The sequence below is a fragment of the Bradyrhizobium sp. CCBAU 11361 genome (genome assembly GCF_028128935.1).
Lineage (GTDB): Bacteria > Pseudomonadota > Alphaproteobacteria > Rhizobiales > Xanthobacteraceae > Bradyrhizobium > Bradyrhizobium niftali.
On record NZ_LBJZ01000198.1, the window covers coordinates 1 to 15114 of the forward strand.

The 15114-nt window shown below is 58.0% G+C and carries 13 protein-coding genes and 3 pseudogenes; 7 read left to right on the forward strand and 9 right to left on the reverse strand.

Annotation, left to right across the window (positions count from 1 at the left end; all coding sequences use genetic code 11):
- Nucleotides 1-193 precede the first annotated feature (193 nt).
- Nucleotides 194-427, reverse strand: a pseudogene (locus tag XI08_RS39770) (helix-turn-helix domain-containing protein); the annotation flags it as partial.
- On the opposite strand from XI08_RS39770, the pseudogene XI08_RS39775 reads away from it, so the two are divergent.
- A pseudogene (locus XI08_RS39775) lies at nucleotides 426-596 on the forward strand (DUF1236 domain-containing protein); the annotation flags it as partial. The pseudogenes XI08_RS39770 and XI08_RS39775 overlap by 2 nt on opposite strands.
- Nucleotides 597-1221: 625 nt before the next feature.
- Here the strand turns inward: XI08_RS39775 and XI08_RS39780 are convergent.
- Nucleotides 1222-1464, reverse strand: a complete 243-nt coding sequence (locus tag XI08_RS39780) for a hypothetical protein (RefSeq protein WP_271578627.1) — start codon at nucleotides 1462-1464, stop codon at nucleotides 1222-1224.
- A gap of 242 nt (nucleotides 1465-1706) precedes the next feature.
- Between XI08_RS39780 and XI08_RS39785 the strand changes: the two genes are divergently transcribed.
- Nucleotides 1707-2858 (forward strand): AI-2E family transporter, encoded by a 1152-nt coding sequence (locus XI08_RS39785; protein WP_442869906.1) that lies wholly within the window; start codon nucleotides 1707-1709, stop codon nucleotides 2856-2858.
- 207 nt (nucleotides 2859-3065) lie between these two features.
- Nucleotides 3066-3857 carry a transglutaminase family protein gene (locus XI08_RS39790; RefSeq protein ID WP_442869907.1) on the forward strand — a complete coding sequence of 264 codons (792 nt, stop codon included), beginning with the start codon at nucleotides 3066-3068 and terminating at the stop codon, nucleotides 3855-3857.
- Between the two features lie 1132 nt (nucleotides 3858-4989).
- Here the strand turns inward: XI08_RS39790 and XI08_RS39795 are convergent.
- Nucleotides 4990-5667, reverse strand: a complete 678-nt coding sequence (locus XI08_RS39795; RefSeq protein ID WP_271578629.1) for a Crp/Fnr family transcriptional regulator — start codon at nucleotides 5665-5667, stop codon at nucleotides 4990-4992.
- 855 nt (nucleotides 5668-6522) lie between these two features.
- Between XI08_RS39795 and XI08_RS39800 the strand changes: the two genes are divergently transcribed.
- Entirely contained in the window at nucleotides 6523-6930 is a 408-nt protein-coding gene (locus XI08_RS39800) for a hypothetical protein (RefSeq protein WP_271578630.1), read from the forward strand.
- Nucleotides 6931-7052: 122 nt separating this feature from the next.
- The gene (locus tag XI08_RS39805) at nucleotides 7053-7424 is read left to right on the forward strand and encodes a signal transduction histidine kinase (RefSeq protein WP_271578631.1); all 372 of its coding nucleotides are present in this window, start codon (nucleotides 7053-7055) and stop codon (nucleotides 7422-7424) included.
- Between the two features lie 781 nt (nucleotides 7425-8205).
- Here XI08_RS39805 and XI08_RS39810 read toward each other — a convergent pair.
- The 4 genes from XI08_RS39810 to XI08_RS39820 all read right to left on the reverse strand — a co-directional run bounded on the left by XI08_RS39810 (nucleotide 8206) and on the right by XI08_RS39820 (nucleotide 11002).
- Complete coding sequence (locus XI08_RS39810; protein WP_018648616.1) at nucleotides 8206-8736, reverse strand: DUF1003 domain-containing protein; 531 nt, start codon at nucleotides 8734-8736, stop codon at nucleotides 8206-8208.
- Between the two features lie 330 nt (nucleotides 8737-9066).
- The gene (locus XI08_RS46090) at nucleotides 9067-9234 is read right to left on the reverse strand and encodes a trehalose-6-phosphate synthase (protein WP_333929277.1); all 168 of its coding nucleotides are present in this window, start codon (nucleotides 9232-9234) and stop codon (nucleotides 9067-9069) included.
- Nucleotides 9231-10445 carry an alpha,alpha-trehalose-phosphate synthase (UDP-forming) gene (locus tag XI08_RS39815; protein WP_333929279.1) on the reverse strand — a complete coding sequence of 405 codons (1215 nt, stop codon included), beginning with the start codon at nucleotides 10443-10445 and terminating at the stop codon, nucleotides 9231-9233. The genes XI08_RS46090 and XI08_RS39815 overlap by 4 nt, the downstream gene beginning before the upstream one ends.
- A gap of 308 nt (nucleotides 10446-10753) precedes the next feature.
- Entirely contained in the window at nucleotides 10754-11002 is a 249-nt protein-coding gene (locus tag XI08_RS39820) for a hypothetical protein (protein ID WP_271578632.1), read from the reverse strand.
- A 208-nt stretch (nucleotides 11003-11210) separates the two neighbouring features.
- On the opposite strand from XI08_RS39820, the gene XI08_RS39825 reads away from it, so the two are divergent.
- Both XI08_RS39825 and groEL read left to right on the forward strand, forming a co-directional pair.
- The gene (locus XI08_RS39825) at nucleotides 11211-11486 is read left to right on the forward strand and encodes a hypothetical protein (protein ID WP_271578633.1); all 276 of its coding nucleotides are present in this window, start codon (nucleotides 11211-11213) and stop codon (nucleotides 11484-11486) included.
- A gap of 191 nt (nucleotides 11487-11677) precedes the next feature.
- Nucleotides 11678-11944, forward strand: a pseudogene (gene groEL, locus XI08_RS39830) (chaperonin GroEL); the annotation flags it as partial.
- 479 nt (nucleotides 11945-12423) lie between these two features.
- Here the strand turns inward: groEL and XI08_RS39835 are convergent.
- Both XI08_RS39835 and XI08_RS39840 read right to left on the reverse strand, forming a co-directional pair.
- Complete coding sequence (locus XI08_RS39835; protein WP_082755440.1) at nucleotides 12424-12588, reverse strand: DUF3309 family protein; 165 nt, start codon at nucleotides 12586-12588, stop codon at nucleotides 12424-12426.
- A gap of 1558 nt (nucleotides 12589-14146) precedes the next feature.
- Nucleotides 14147-15010: a transglutaminase family protein gene (locus XI08_RS39840; RefSeq protein WP_271578634.1), complete on the reverse strand. Its 864-nt coding sequence runs from the start codon at nucleotides 15008-15010 to the stop codon at nucleotides 14147-14149.
- Nucleotides 15011-15114: the final 104 nt, after the last annotated feature.

Consider the following 15114-nt stretch of genomic DNA (forward strand, 5'->3'; position numbering starts at 1 on the left):
CCTTCGTGTGAGGTCAGCGACGACCTCATCTTGCCACGCAGTGTGGCGGAAGGGGGCCGTCCACCCCAACACGAGAGAGGCGAGCTCGGTTGGGGTCGTTCGCGTCTTGCCGACCTGGGACCGCAGATTTCCGGTCTCTGACAAACGGGCATCTTCAGAGCCAGACGGCACGTAGTACAAATCGGTTTAGACGTTAGCTTATTGAATCATCCCGCTCTATTTCGGGCCTTTCACGCAAAACGGCGTTCAACAGCGAATTGTGAACCTCAATCTTTCCATTGTAGCTGATGAGCCCGAGTTTGCGGAATTTGTTCATAAAGTAGCTCACGCGGGATCGGGTCGTTCCAATCATCTCAGCCAATGTTTCCTGGCTGATATCCAACAGAAAAGGCTGAAGTACGCCTTCCTTTCCGAAATGCGCGAGCAATCTCTCAATCGGAACGGCGGTCCCGGCCGGTGTGCGCTATTATCCGATGCCATCACATATCGTGGAAATCTATCCAGAATGGCGTGGATATGATTTCATCCTGGTGCACGGCAAGTACATCATCCTTCGCCCGCGTACCCACGAGATCGTGTACATCATCGAGGGTTAAGCGAACTCGCCAAGCGCACGACAGGCAGTTACGAGAAACCAGAGGGCGGCTTAAGAGCCGCCCTTATTTTCTGAGCCAACCGCCGCTGGAGTCCTATTTTGTTCTCTTCGAGCCTTTCTTTCGAAAGCGAGCAATGTTGACCAGCGTGGATGGAGCCAAAACACTATACTAATTAGATCACCGCCCGATCATAGGTAACAATCGGTGACTGAGAGTGTCGCGCTCCCGCCTGAGTCTTAAGGGGAGTATCATGCTGTCGAGTCAATCCAATCCAAGTTTTGGTGTTTCAGACTTCAGAATTCGCCGCTGCTCGACATGCCGCACACCGATGAGGTTGGTCTCTATCGAGCCGGACAAGCCTGGTTTTGATCTGCGCACCTTTGAATGCGCAAAGTGCGGTCAAGACGAAATCCTCCTCATTGCCATCTAGGTGGGCTGCACGGTCCGCTTGATTGCGCCGCCTACAGAGCAGAGCAAGAGCTTCATCGCTAGAATTCATGATTGTGATGCCGCAGCCGCGAAGCGGACACACCCCGTTTAGCCAGCTCGATCATCGCAAGGGCTATTGGCAAACCGCATCCAGCGCAGCCGGCAGCTCTTGCGGAGAGTTGGGATTGGAGCTTCCCTATTTCACTGGGGAAGGCGAAGGACGATCAGTGAGCAGCTTTGCTCCTTCCCATGTATGGGTGTTCAGCCATTCCTTGTTCTTGAGCAGGGCTCGAAGGGATAAGGCAATCTGTCGCCGCTGATTGCGCTCGGCCCCCGGCGGGAATGAGCAGGCATAGCGCAACATATCGCGCCTTATCTGGATGAACTCCTTGATACTGTGACGCTGCTCGAAGGTTGGCAACTGGTGGACAGAAGACATAATGCTCCCCTGACGTCATCGGCGAGAGCGCTACTGGTCTCTCGGTCACCGAAAGCTGCCATGGACAGGGCGGCGATGAGCCAGTTGGTGTCCCGGCGGCGGTGACTACTGGTCAATATTGCTCAGTTCTCGAATAATTCTTCCTTGGGGGACGCTCGCGCTCTTCCGTACGAACTTGGTCGCTGAAAGGGGGTATGATTGGTACCGGAAGCAATCACACGCTCACATTCAGAGGGAAAGCCATGGTTGCCGCTATACCGCCATCGCCGCGTCCTTCCGTCCCGCTGGATGATCCGCCAGAGCCAGACGATGCGGCGACAGAGGCTGCCAACGAGACGGAGATGCCGCTGCCGTCCGATCCGCGGACGTTCTTTCTCGGTGGCTTGTTCGGGCTGGGTGTCCTGGCGGCGCTCTACGTGGCAAGCTCGATCATCCTTCCTGTCGTGCTCGCCCTCGTGCTGAATCTCCTGCTTCAACCCGCAGTCCGCCTCTTGGGGCGTTTGCATCTACCCCGCGCCGTCGGAGCGCTCTTCACCGTCTTCCTGGTCATTGGAGTGCTTGTCGGTACGGTGGCGGCGTTGTCGGTACCGGCCACGACCTGGGCCGAGCGGCTACCCGAGGGCATCCCGCGCCTGGAGGCACACCTGCGAGTTATAAGCGCGCCGATCCAGGCGTTGCAAAAGGTAATCCAACAGGCCGAGCAGGCTGCAGATGCCCCGCCTGGCCGGGGTTCGATTGTTTCGGTTCGCCGCGATCTGGGCATAACGGGCGTACTTTTCGCCGGCACACGCTCCGTACTCGACGGCCTGTTTACGACGGTCTTGGTGCTCTATTTTCTCTTGGTGGCGGGCAACATATTCCTTCGACGCATCGTTGAAATCCTGCCGACGTTTGGCAACAAGCGACAAGCTGTCGACATATCTCAGCAGATCCAGGAGGACATATCGGCCTATCTGCTAACAATCACGGCTATGAATGCCGCGGTGGGTGTCGCGACGGCGGCCGCGATGTATCTTTGCGGCCTGGGAGACCCTTTGTTGTGGGGCACCGCAGCCTTCCTGCTCAACTACATCCCGATTTTGGGTCCGCTCTTCGGAGTCTGCATCTTCGTGCTGGTCGGAATGCTGAGCTTCGAAAGCTTATGGTGGGCATTGCTGCCGCCGGCTCTCTACCTTGGCATTCACCTCGTTGAGGGCGAAACACTGACGCCGATGCTGCTGGCGCGGCGCTTCACGCTGAATCCGGTATTGATCATCCTGTCGCTGGTGTTCTGGTTCTGGATGTGGGGCGTGCTTGGCGCGATCCTGGCCGTCCCGATGCTGGCGATTCTGAAGATCATCTGTGACAGGTTGCGCCCGCTCAAGGCCCTGGGGCACTTCCTCGAAGGGGAATAGCGGCATTACCGCTGGTTTGCATGACCCGTAGCAACGGCAGCGTGTGTGACGAATCGGCCGACGGTGTCACCTCACCTGATCTCGACCTCGCGACTAAAGCCGCGGCGCGCGAGGTCCTGGCGTCGCATGCACCACGATCTCCGAGGTTTCGCACCCCCCATTTTTTAGCTTGCTCAGATGCTATTCCCGTCGGAATGCGATTGTTCCGTGATCGTGACCCTTAACCCTTCGTCGACGAGCACCTGTAACGACAGCATGGCGATCTTCATCGTCCGGCATATTACAACATATCAGTACAGACGTAGGATAAGGCTCGGCCGGCATCAATTGATGGCGCGCCCGCGGGACAGTTTCGATCAACGACTGATCAATTTTTCGCTCGATGTAACGCCCAAGCCGTCGGAGGTGAGATGGCTTCATGATGTCTTCGGAAATTGCGTTGCGCACGTCGATTTTGATTGTGCGAGCGATTACTTGCGATTCGAGTGTGTCATCAAGGTCGATCACACTCCGGAGAACGCCCCGGACTTCAGAATTGAAGGTAACGCGAAAGACCATCCATTTGCGTATCATGAAGAAGAGGCGCCTGACCTGGCACCGTATGTTCAGAGATGGTTCTCCGACCCGGAAGACGATGTCGGCCGATGGCTGGACACGTTTCTCACGCGCGGACCGAGACACCCGACGGGCCGGGTCTTGATGACTCTCAATGAAGCAATCTCGGATGGATTCGCGTATGACCGCCGCACGGCGCCAGGAACTCAAACTCTCTCCACAACACTTGAACTGAGGATAGGCACCTGTCGGGACTTTGCCGTTTTGATGATTGAAGCTGCGCGCAGTTTGGGCTTCGCCGCGCGCTTTATCACCGGCTATATCTACGTTCCGGATCGCGATGGACCTACCTGGCTGGGTGGGGAGCCACCCATGCCTGGTGCCAGATTTACGTCCCCGGCTCCGGCTGGCTCAACAACGTTCCACGGATTGGACGTATACTGATTGCTCAAGGACGTGACGCCGCTGACGTCCCGATTACGCAGACGTTTGGGCCCAATACCTTGGTCGGCTTTAAAGTATGGACCGATGAGATCACTTCCTAGCGTAGCGTCATTGAAACGTTTGAGCTTTATGTCCGCAGGGTCCCGTCGGGGAGCCGTTGAACGAACTCGGTAGCCAGGAGTTATCCTTGATGCCCAAACGCAAATCACCATCTACCGGCGCAATGAGCGTACAGCCTATCGAGCACGGCGCGATAGCGGCAACCACTTTGGCTATGGTGCCCACGGTCCGCGGGCGGCAAAGGTCGCCCCTCCCGAAAGCACAACAAGCAAAGGTGGACGCACTCCGAAGCGCGAGCGCGAGAATTATGCGGCGCAATTCGCTGCGGACGCAGCGTCAAGCGCAGAAGCGCTAACCCGACTGGCAGGTTGCCTTTCTCAGTTGCTGGAATCGAGCGCCCGGTCCCGATCGCGAAGATAGGATAGTCCGTGCACTGTGAGTCGGTGCTGGTCTTTTTCCCCGCCGATATATAGGTCCATCAGATGCCTGGAGAGCTGTTCACGGACGCTCTTCGTCTCACAGCGGTCGGCAAGGACGCCGTATATGCTTAGCGCGCGATCAATCGGGAGAATGTTCATTGGAATAACTCATGGGACCGTTTCAGCTCTGAGTAGGTTCGCTGCTTCGTATCGTTCCCAAAAAGGCTTGTCTCATGATGCGATGTTGAGCGCGAAGTGATTGCGCCCTTGATGATCGAGAAGACGAGGCGCCGTTCAGTGGCACCATACATCTCCTCAACACCTTCCGCGGCATCGCCTTCGGTCGACACGATCCAGATTAAGACGCGCTGAGGCGGTACGGACACCCGCTCTCTGGTGCATAAACGCCGCCAGGCGGAAATGATCCCTGCCGGCGTTGCGTGAATCTGAACGCTGAATCTCCTTCAAGAGAAATGGTCCAAGATTTGGGAAAACGTTTAACCGAACAAGGGCGAGTTGAGCCTCTGCCGGAACGAATGTCGGCGGAGTAACTTGGTGATGGGCGACCGGATGCATGTGCCCCCAAAGCATCCGATGAAATGACGGCCTCAGTGCGCCCCCACGCTCTGGGGCCGTTCCTTGGGACGGTTCTACTAGTCGCGCTCTCTGAGCACAGGCTTCTCGTGCAAAACCGCACTCAACAGCGAATTGTGGACCTCAATGTGCCCATTATAGCTGATGAGGCCCAGCCTTCGAAACTTGTTCATGAAATAGCTGACCCGGGATCGCGTGGTCCCGATCATCTCAGCCAATGTTTCCTGACTAATGTTCGCGCTGATCGGCTGCGGGCTGCTTTCCTTGCCGAAATTCGCGAGCAGCAACAGCAGCCGAGCAAGCCGCCGCTCGCTCGAATTGAATAGCTGGTCGATCAGGTCCTCCTCAATCCGACTGTTCCGGGTCAAGAGGTATGACATGAATAGCTGTGAAAATTTCGGCTCGTCACGAATAGCCGCCATCATCGCTTCTTTGGTGATCGACGTGATGACGCAATCGTCCATCGCTGTTGTTGTTGCGATGCGTAACGGATGACCATTCATGCATCCTTCGCCAAAGAACTGGCCGGGCTCGAGAATTGCAACGACTGCTTCCTTGCCCTGCTCCGACACGACCGTTAGCTTGACTTTGCCGCTTTGAATGTAAAAGACCGAGTCCGCAACGTCGCCTTGCCGAAACACGTGCTGGTTCTTGTGAAATTCGAGAATCGCTTTTCCCGCCCCCACCCTGGCGAGAAATTCTTTGGGGTCGAACATGTCCTTGGTCGGCTTCGCCATGGAGCCTCCTTTGACTCAACGAACTTGCCGATTTCGGCTCGCTGCCAAGCGTTTCGCACCGAGCGGCGAACTGCTACTTCAGCCAGCCGATCACTTGCGGGGCTTGCCCCGCTTCGCGGATATTACCTCCTGTTTGTCGACAGTTCTACCGAGAAGGCCCGCCCATTTTTGGGCGCCTCGGTTCGTTCGCGCCGGGCGACACCGCCTGCGCTTCCTCACGCGCATCAATGCTGTGGGTCTCACTCACCAGATGAGTTAAACCGTCACGATGTGAGCGTGATCGCTCCTGGCGCATTCAAATTTGCGGATATCGAAGCCGGATGGCCCCAGCGCAACACGTTCCAACTGCATCCTCGCGTTACATTTGATAATATTGTTGCTGGCTGACGTGGAGTGAGTTGCGGGACGAGGATTAACCGTCCACCTGTGCGCGTCTGCTCAACCCAGAGGTCGGCGTGGGAAGGCAATTTACGAGTCCGAGTTGAGGATGCGTCCTATGGTCTTGAATGGGGCAAAGCCCCCTGTGGGATAAGGTGGGGGCACTATCGAACTCTCTATCACCGACGGAGCCGACAGTCGGGCGATGATTGGACAATATGCGGATTCGGCAGCGCGGCCCGCCGGTCAATATTGGGAAATTGACGGGATCGTTGCAAATCAGCTGTAGTGGCAAGCCTCTTTGAGAGACGCGACTGTTAGAAGCCAAACGATGCCAACTAGCGCGGTCTTCTCGTGCTAGTTTATTTGTACCCTGGGCTCGTTATTCGAACCTTTGATCCCCATATCTATGTATGTCTGATCATACCAACGAGATTGGTCGGAATGGGCCGAGACTTTCAACGAAAGGGGCCCGGCATGTTCAAATCTCAGCAATATCGTGCAAAAGCAGCCGGGTACGGCGAACTGATTAAGCGTTCGATCGGTCCGGCTGAGATCCGTAGATTTCAAGAACTGCAGGACCGACTTGCCTCGCTCGCGGAGAATAAGCAGGGACTGGCGGACGACTATGACAATGCAGTGAACGTTGCGGAGCAGGACGGATCGAGCGGCGCAGCCCTTGCGGCCGAAGAAGAGCTCGTTTTGCGGTGTCTAGGCGCGGCCATCATCATGCAATGGAGCGCCCTGCCGACGACGCTGCGGCGGGAGATCTTCGGCACCGCCGGGTCGGTCGGCAATTATTGGAGACGGCGGCGGTCCGCGGACAAATCGCCCGATTTCTGCACAAGCACAAGGATGATGCCGGTCGCGGCAAACTGCCCTTAACAGAAGACACGCCCAGCGATGCGAAATCGGTCACTCTGGCTCTGTCACGGTGGGACAACGAGGGAGGTGCAGTCCGCGACGGCCTGCCGATGTAAATAAACGCCGATAACAGGAGGACTCCCATGTCACTTACACAGCTTCGAGTCGATGACGGACCACACACCATGGACGGGCTACGGCTTTTTGCTCAGGATGGAAATGAACGGGTCGAGGCGTTCATGGGCCGGAAGGTGATGGACGTTTGGGCGGAGTCTGTCGAGCACCGTGGAGGACTACAAAGTCTGTTCCGCGAACAATACAACGCGCTCGGCAAGCTGAACCTTGCCGCACTTCAGCGGATCGTGAGCACGAAATACCAGCGAGGCGCCGCGCTCAATCGCCAACATCCCTTTGTCGAGGTTCTATTCTCTGACATTACGGAAAGCGGCGAGGCTTTAGATCTAAGCGAACTCGTGCGAGAGGCGTTGCCGCCAGCATTTCATAGGCTGGCCTGAGAGCACCACGAGAGTGCCGTGACTGGAATGGCATCGCGATCAGTCGCCCTACACTCCCGAGAATGCGGGTGGCGCCTCAAACGGAGGTTTAATTCTCCCTGTGGCATCCCCATATGTTGTCTATGACAACATGGACAAAAACATTCACGCGCGAACCGCCAAAGACGAAAATCCAGCTGCGCGAGATGCTGGCCGAGGCAGTCCGCAATACTCAACCCGAGACAAAGCGCTTGCCGAAAGCGATCGCGGCTAGAGGCGACGTAGCTCATTCCGGAGTGCAAGAATCCTCGGCTGGAAAACCTTCCGCCGCTTGAGCGTTGCCTTGAACGATATTGGTTCCTTCCGAGGGAACAATGCGCGTGCCGACGCATTGTCAATCATCGCGATAAGCGCGATTTGAGGAATAACATCATGAAACGCATTCTATTGATCGGAGTTGCAGCTTGCACGTTTGCGCTGGTTCCAATTCTGTCTGCGTCGGCAATGCCGAGCGCAAATCCGAATGCACTTGTCGGCACCGACACTTCAATCGTCCAGGTACACGGTTGGGGCCATCACGGGGGCCGAGGTCATCACTACGGATGGGGTCGAGGCCATCATTATGGGTGGGGCCATCATCACCGTTGGTGAAACACGACTGCCTAGTGGTGATTGTTCTAGAAGAAGCCGCCAGTCTGGCGGCTTTTTCTTTATGACAATTCGCATTAGAGGCAGCGATTCGCTGGACAGTAAGCAACCGGCTTAGTTCAGTTGACGGTTCAGCGACTAGCAAGGGGGTCACCTAGGTCTTGCCCGGCACCGCTTCGGCCTCGATAGCGGCGACAAGCTCGGGCGCAAGGTGCGCGGACAAACGCTGAATGATGTTGAGTAGCTGCAAGATTTCTTGCTCGCGCAAGGCGTCAATCTTGTTGTGCAACAATTCGATCTCGAGTTCAGCCTTCACATTTATTCGATAGTCGTGTTCTGCGTGCCTGCGGTCAATCTCGGATTGACGGTTCTGGCTCATCATGATGATGGGCGCCGCGTAGGCTGCTTGGAAAGAAAGAACCAAGTTCAGCAAGATGAAGGGATAAGGGTCCCAATGGTTGATGAATGCGATCATGTTCAGAATGATCCAAATGCCGAGTAGCACGCTTTGGATGATGATGAAGCGCCAAGAACCAACTGTTTCAGCAACCCGGTCGGCAAGCATCGCGCCCGGCGTCAGTGCGAGCTTGGGTAAGTTGCGGGCTGGCTTTTGCGCCCGAAGTTCTCGCAACCGCTCCTGGTCTTCGGGACTTAGGTGCACTTTGTGGCTTTGCTCGTTGGTCATTCGTTAAATCCACAGTCAGTTAGGAGGGCCATGACAATCGGGTACAGGGCGTTTTGAGATGAGAAGGGGCTGATTGGGGTGCCTCGCGCTGAGCCAGCAGAAGAAGTTTACTACGTTGACGCGGAGGCGGAGAAGGCGGCGGGCGACTTGCCTGTGGTCTATCTGGTCAGCGCGGCGACAAGGCGGATGCAAGTGGTCCCGTCACTCGAGGATCATTTACGCCAGGGAGAGGATTTCCAAGTACCATTTTATCGGCGGACTGGGGCGACTTGGTTGACGAGCGGATCACGACCTGCTGCAGTGATGCTACCCTCCGAACGATATCCCCAGTTAGCTGCTGAGTGCCCCGAGGAAACTCTCGCGCCACGCCGTAATGCTATTGCGGCGCAGCACCGCCATCATGGCCCCCCAACGCTCGCATCGCTCCTCAAGTGGCATCCCCAGCGCTGTCCGCAATGCTTCGGCGACGGCGTCGGGGTCATACGGGTTGGCGATCACGGCGGCGTCGAGTTCATAGGCCGCGCCCGCAAAGGGCGAGAGGCAAAGGGCGAGAGAATGAGCACGCCGGGGTCATTGGGGTTCTGTGCACCGACATACTCCTTGGCAACCAGGTTCATTCCGTCGCGCAACGGAGTGACAAGAGCGACGCGACTGAGCCGAAAGAAGCCAGCGAGCGATCGCTGGGAAAAGCTCCTGTTCAAATACTGGATCGGCGCCCAATCGAGTTCCGCGAAGCGACCGGCCACGTCGCCCGCCAGCGCACCGAGCCTCTGCCGCAGCGCACGGTATTCAGGAACGTCGCTGCGCGTCGCGGTGGCGATCTGCAGCAAGCGGACATGGTTGCGGTATGCGGGATAGCCCTCGAGAAAGCCGGCGAACGCTTTGAACCGGTGCTCGAGACCCTTACTGTAATCCAGCCGGTCCACCCCAATGATGAGCTGGCGCCCCCGGAGACTCTCCTGCAGCCGGCGTGCCGTTCGGGATTTTACAGCGCGACTGGCCATTTCGGCGATCGCTTCAGTATCGATGCCAATCGGGAAGGTGCCGGCGCGCAGAACCCGATCGAAAGCGTGAACGTGGCCATCGGACGAAATCTTGCCGCCTGCGCGGCGAAGGATGGCGTCATGGAAGGCGGTCAAATCCTCCACCGTCTGGAAGCCGACGAGATCGTAAGCGCACAGTGATTTCAGCAGGTCGCCGTAGTGAGGAAGGGTCGCCAGCACCCCCAAAGACGGAAACGGCGTATGCAAGAAGAACCCGATCCGTTGTGTGGCCCCGGCGCGGCGAAGTTCCTCGGCCATGGGGATCAGGTGGTAGTCATGCACCCAGACGAGATCGCCCGGCCTGAGCAGGGGCGCGAGGGCGTCGGCGAGTAGGGCGTTCACCCGTCGATACGCGGCCAAGTGCCGGCGGGTAAAGTTCATGAGATCGAGACGATAGTGAAATAAGGGCCACAGTGCCGCGTTGGAGAAGCCGCTGTAGTAGCCGTCGTGGTCCGCGCGGGTAAGATCGACGGTGGCGTACGTCACTCCCTCGGTTTCGAAAACGTTCGGCTCTGGTGTTGTTTCTCCTAGCTTGCCACTCCACCCAAACCATAGGCCCCCAGCCTGATGCAGAGCGTCGACGAGGCCGGTCACAAGCCCGCCGCTGCGCTGCGCAGCTTCTCCCGGCAAGGCGACACGGTTGGAGACGATGACCAGGCGGCTCAAGCGGGTCCCCTCCGCGCTGTCAGGGTTGCGTCAAGCCGAGCCGCGAAAAGATCTCGGCGAAGATGGCAATGCAAATGATCGAGCGGTGACATCCGCCGGAGCCCACATTCGCCTCGGTCCTCCCGCGAAAATCCACAAGTCCTTCTACCGGAACCGATGGTCCCGTCATCACGCAATCCGGGCGCTTGAGGTCGGGCGCGACGCATGGATATTGAGCGGCAAGATCAAGGCGTTACCTGTAAAACATATAGATCTTCTCAGAGTAAATACAGGATACTCTGCCGACGAGCTGGGTTGTTGGGCGCCGTCTAAAACTGATCTTCGCCAGGATTTCGACGGCCGACGCCCCGGATGTGCCTCTCGATCTCAGCCAGTGCGGCGTCGAGCGAGGCGTGCGGCCCTTGCTGGATGCCGGCCATAGTTTCCGATGCGCGGCCCTCCGGATGGATCATGAACTGACGGGGAGCGCTTGCCGTGATGCGCCCCATCGAGCGGCCGAGCAGGTCCGCCAGCCGCCAAACCGTGCCTCCCTCTGCCGGTGTAACGATCACATCCATGGTGAACCTTGAGCCTGTACGCCGCGCGAACAAACCGTTGCAATAACCGATGGGCGAACTACCGAGTTCCGCGGCCGCGGCATTCTCGGTACTGGAAGGATTGCCGCGTCGGATCGACCCGCGATCGAGCTAATGGCGCTTAATGCCGATATGTGCGACTATATAGAATGGTCAAAAAGAAAGGTCGAAGGCCAACGTCGGGAGAAGCATGGCAACCGCTCTCGACCGTTGGGACGAGGAAGGCGGAGCGCAGGAGCTGGCGTGGCCTTTACCCTATGAGGCCAGCGATTTGCGGGACGTGGAGCGCAGAGTCCTGGAATGTCTGGGTGCCGCCCTTGTCAGCGAATGGAATGATCTACCTACTGACGTCCAGCGCAGGCTCTTCGAGCAGGCGGCCTCGGGCAAATCGCACGACGCCACCCTGTTGAAGACGCGGATCGCCCGTTTCCTGCACGATCATAAGGACGCTTCGCGTGTGCGCTAACACTACGTTGGCTAGTTTGTTCACGCCGTTGCTTTTCGCTGACGCGCCTTGACGGTTGCAGCCAACCGCCGCCGCGTCCAACGACTTTCGCTCCACAGGGCCTTGACCGGATCCTTAGCCGCCGCGGCCTTGGCAGTTATTTCGTGATGCTTCGAGCAGAATGTCGTTTCGGGACGGTCTTGTACGCCCCCGGTCGCGCCAAGAAGGTGATGATCGACAAGAAGAGCACCACCATCGTCAGCGGCGCCGGCAAGAAGGCCGACATAGAGGCGCGGGTGACGCAGATCAAGGCGCAGATCGAGGAGACCTCCTAGGACTATGACCGTGAAAAGCTGCAGGAGTGTCTCGCCAAGCTCGCGGGCGGCGTCGCGGTGATCCGCGTCGGCGGCGCGACCGAGGTCGAGGTCAAGGAGCGCAAGGATCGCGTTGATGACGCGATGCATGCGACCCGCGCGGCCGCCTTGTGCAATATCTCAAAATCAGCACTCTACTTTGCAGCCGGGTGGCGGGTGAGAACTGTTGCCAAACCAGTCAGGACGCACCTCATCGTTACTGGATTTTGGGAAGTGCATAGCTCCGCCCCGGTTGGTCGCCCCTGTGATGACCAGAGACCGAAGACCGCGATCATCTGGGACGCGGGGATCATGAGTAGCAGGCCGGCTACGATCGAGACACCCGGTGCAATAGCGACCACGGCGAGCAGCAGCATGATAAGGCCGGAGGAGCGCTTGTGTAGGCGACCCATCAGTCAGCCTAGGGTAAAGTGATCTGCCGGTGCCTCGTCGTGCAGCCGCTGCAGCAGGACCGAGGCAGGCACAAACACCCCTTCATCGGTGGGCATTGTCGGCTTCAGCTGGTCGGGGCTCGTTGGGACCCGGTACGCCGAGGACGGGATATTTTGGGAAACGCCCGGTCGAGGCAGCCGACGCTGCGAGGGTCAGAGCCGACCCAGAAGTAGCAATACGACGAGGACGACCAGGATGGTACCGATGACCCCCATCCCACCGTGGCCATAGCCGTAACCGTAGCCGCCGAAGCGGCCGCTGAAGCCACCAAGCAGGAAGATGATGAGGAGGATGATGAGGATAAGTCCGATCGACATTGCCCGACTCCTTTGGTGGGACCTTGTGGATATTGGGTCTCAAGTTTTGTCTGTCTTGCGATTCGTCGACCTCCTGCAAGAGCCCGCAGGCGACCCCGGATGGGAGGGGCCGATGCAGTTGACCGGATCACAAGGGCGCAGCCGCGCCATCGCGATCCAGTGCGCGCTCGAGCGCGTGTTGAGTGGGAATGGTCTGTGACAGAGGTTGCCACGCCCAAACAGCGTCGCTCGTGCCCTCAATACGGGGCATAGTATTGGCGGCGATAGGGATACGGGCCGCCGTAGTAATCTGGCGCATAGTAGCCCGGCGCGTAGCCTGGCCCGTAATAGCCTGGCCCATAGGCTCCGTAGGCGGCGGCTCCAGCCGCGGCACCCAGGATGCCAAGACCAATGCGGCCCCCGGAGCGCCGTAGTAGCCGCGACCGCGGTAGTGGCGTCGGTAGTAGACTTCTGTCACTGCGGACGACGAAGCTGCTTGTGTCAGAAGAGTCGTGCTCGGCGAGATCGGAGCTGCCCCCGAAGGCAGCACCGAGGCGAGCGTCGCCGCACCGAAGAGTGCGACCGCAATCGCGTATTTCATTGTCTGCTGGTTCATGGTCGTATCCTCTCGAACTTGGAGCATCTCAAGCGGCAAGTCGATTGCGTGCAACTGGCCGATAAAGAACCTCGACCCAGGGCGCTCGAGGCGCTGGTGGAGGCGGATCCGAGGATTCGTGGTTCTAGCGAACTCGCAGAGCCGCCTTTGTACTCGCGCCGCGACTTAACCTATTATTTGGCGCAAGTTTTGTCCGCCTTCAAAGCCGCTTCTGCCGAGGCCTTTGTCGTGTGAGCGGCGCCGACAACCTTCATGCTGCCGCCGGCAGCAGGCTGGCTCTCGACGATCTGACACTTCATGGTCGCAGTATCCTGAGCCAGGTAGAACGAGGAGGGCGATTGGCCAACGGTTTTGCCAGTCTCCGCCGCGAATGACGGAGAAGCGAATGCGAGAACAGAGACTGTCGCTAATAGAATTCTTTTCATAGTATCCACCAATTCTTATGCGTCCGGAATCGGACAAAGAATGAACAGGGCAAGCCGACAAGAGTTCCAGCTATCGCCGATTTGTTTGTTTCGTGTGGATTGACGTGGATCAGCGACAGCCCTGAAAGTCTGTCGACAGGTTATGCCAATCGCCCAATTCCATTCTGCCTAGCGGCGATCCTTCAGCAGGTGTTGCCGTTAGCGGGAATCATTTGGCTATAGCTGCGCTCCTCGCAAACATTCTCTCAATCATCGATGGATGTCGAGAGCAGGGCGGCGAGAAGTATTGTGCCGCAACGCGGCGCGAGCTCATGGTCAAAATTGCTCATTCTAGAAAATTTAACGAAAGGGAATTTGCCATCAGATTAGGACGGCATCACTTATCGCAATATCACTCTTTGCCCAAGCCCCACTGACGAGTAGGCGCAGTAGGCGATGGCTCATCATGAGCAGGAGCCTGAGGCCCTTCTAGAAAACGTGAGGGCCTTGAAGCTGAACCGACTGATCAGAAAGGCTGCCGAAGGTCCAATGCGTCGATCTATGATGTGACAAGAACTTCTACGGACATCCCGGCGAAGGCGCCGATGCTGCCGACGAAGCTGCCGGACACTGGAATCGTCTGCCGGATGTCGCGCGCGACCGCGACTGGGATCAGATTGAAGCCGCCGAGGCTGCGATTCGTCGTGTCGAAAGTGATCCAGCCGGCGCCCGGTACGAAGACCTCGGCCCAGGCATGGGTTGATCCCGCATCGCTCGATCCGACGCTCTGTTGCTCTGGATTGTAAAGATAGCCGGAGACGATCCTGGCTCCGAACCCGAGCATGCGTGCTGCTTCGGTAAACAGCACCGCGAAATCCCGGCATGACCCCCAGCCACGCTTTAATGTTTCTACCGGCGTTTGGGTACCCTCATCCTCACGGCTCTGGTACCGGACAGCTTCCGAAACGCCGACGCTCAGGTCCTTTAGCAGCGACAGCGTATCAGTCCGACTTCCTCGAACGAACATTTGTGCCCAACTTCGTAGGACCCCCGCCGTGTCCGAGAACTGGGGGAGAGCCAGGGCGCCGAGATCGGTCCAATCGTCATCAGAATAGCGGAATGGGTAAGACATGGCCGAGACAGCGATATCGAACACCGGCCATGCAACCGCGTCGAGCTGAAGCTCCGCGACGCTGGCGATCACCAGGTTGGAGGCTGTCATCTGAAACGTAGCCGTCGCGATTGCATTGCCAAACACATCGTGCGCCCAGGTCAAGGTCGCACGCGGCGTCACCGTGACGTTGCTCGAAATCAAACGAAGCTCGCGGCTTTCGCGCGGACGAAGCATCAAGCGGTGCGGCAACAGGTGCACGTGTTCGTTGAATCGATAGGTCGTCGTGTGAAGAACCTTCAGCGTAATCAACGCAAGCTCCAATCCGCGACAGCGTCTGACAGGCCCTTATCCGGTGGTCCGCTCGGGAAGTATGGCCGAGTTGAACGTGCCCATGCAAATGTCGATCCAGACGA

What these genes read in the sequence shown, in the direction of transcription:
- XI08_RS39780 (WP_271578627.1), bottom strand. Translation starts at nt 1,464, where the DNA reads ATGTCTTCTGTCCACCAGTTGCCAACCTTCGAGCAGCGTCACAGTATC.
- XI08_RS39785 (WP_442869906.1), top strand. Translation starts at nt 1,707, where the DNA reads ATGGTTGCCGCTATACCGCCATCGCCGCGTCCTTCCGTCCCGCTGGAT.
- XI08_RS39795 (WP_271578629.1), bottom strand. Translation starts at nt 5,667, where the DNA reads ATGGCGAAGCCGACCAAGGACATGTTCGACCCCAAAGAATTTCTCGCC.
- XI08_RS39800 (WP_271578630.1), top strand. Translation starts at nt 6,523, where the DNA reads ATGTTCAAATCTCAGCAATATCGTGCAAAAGCAGCCGGGTACGGCGAA.
- XI08_RS39805 (WP_271578631.1), top strand. Translation starts at nt 7,053, where the DNA reads ATGTCACTTACACAGCTTCGAGTCGATGACGGACCACACACCATGGAC.
- XI08_RS39810 (WP_018648616.1), bottom strand. Translation starts at nt 8,736, where the DNA reads ATGACCAACGAGCAAAGCCACAAAGTGCACCTAAGTCCCGAAGACCAG.
- XI08_RS39820 (WP_271578632.1), bottom strand. Translation starts at nt 11,002, where the DNA reads ATGGATGTGATCGTTACACCGGCAGAGGGAGGCACGGTTTGGCGGCTG.
- XI08_RS39825 (WP_271578633.1), top strand. Translation starts at nt 11,211, where the DNA reads ATGGCAACCGCTCTCGACCGTTGGGACGAGGAAGGCGGAGCGCAGGAG.
- XI08_RS39835 (WP_082755440.1), bottom strand. Translation starts at nt 12,588, where the DNA reads ATGTCGATCGGACTTATCCTCATCATCCTCCTCATCATCTTCCTGCTT.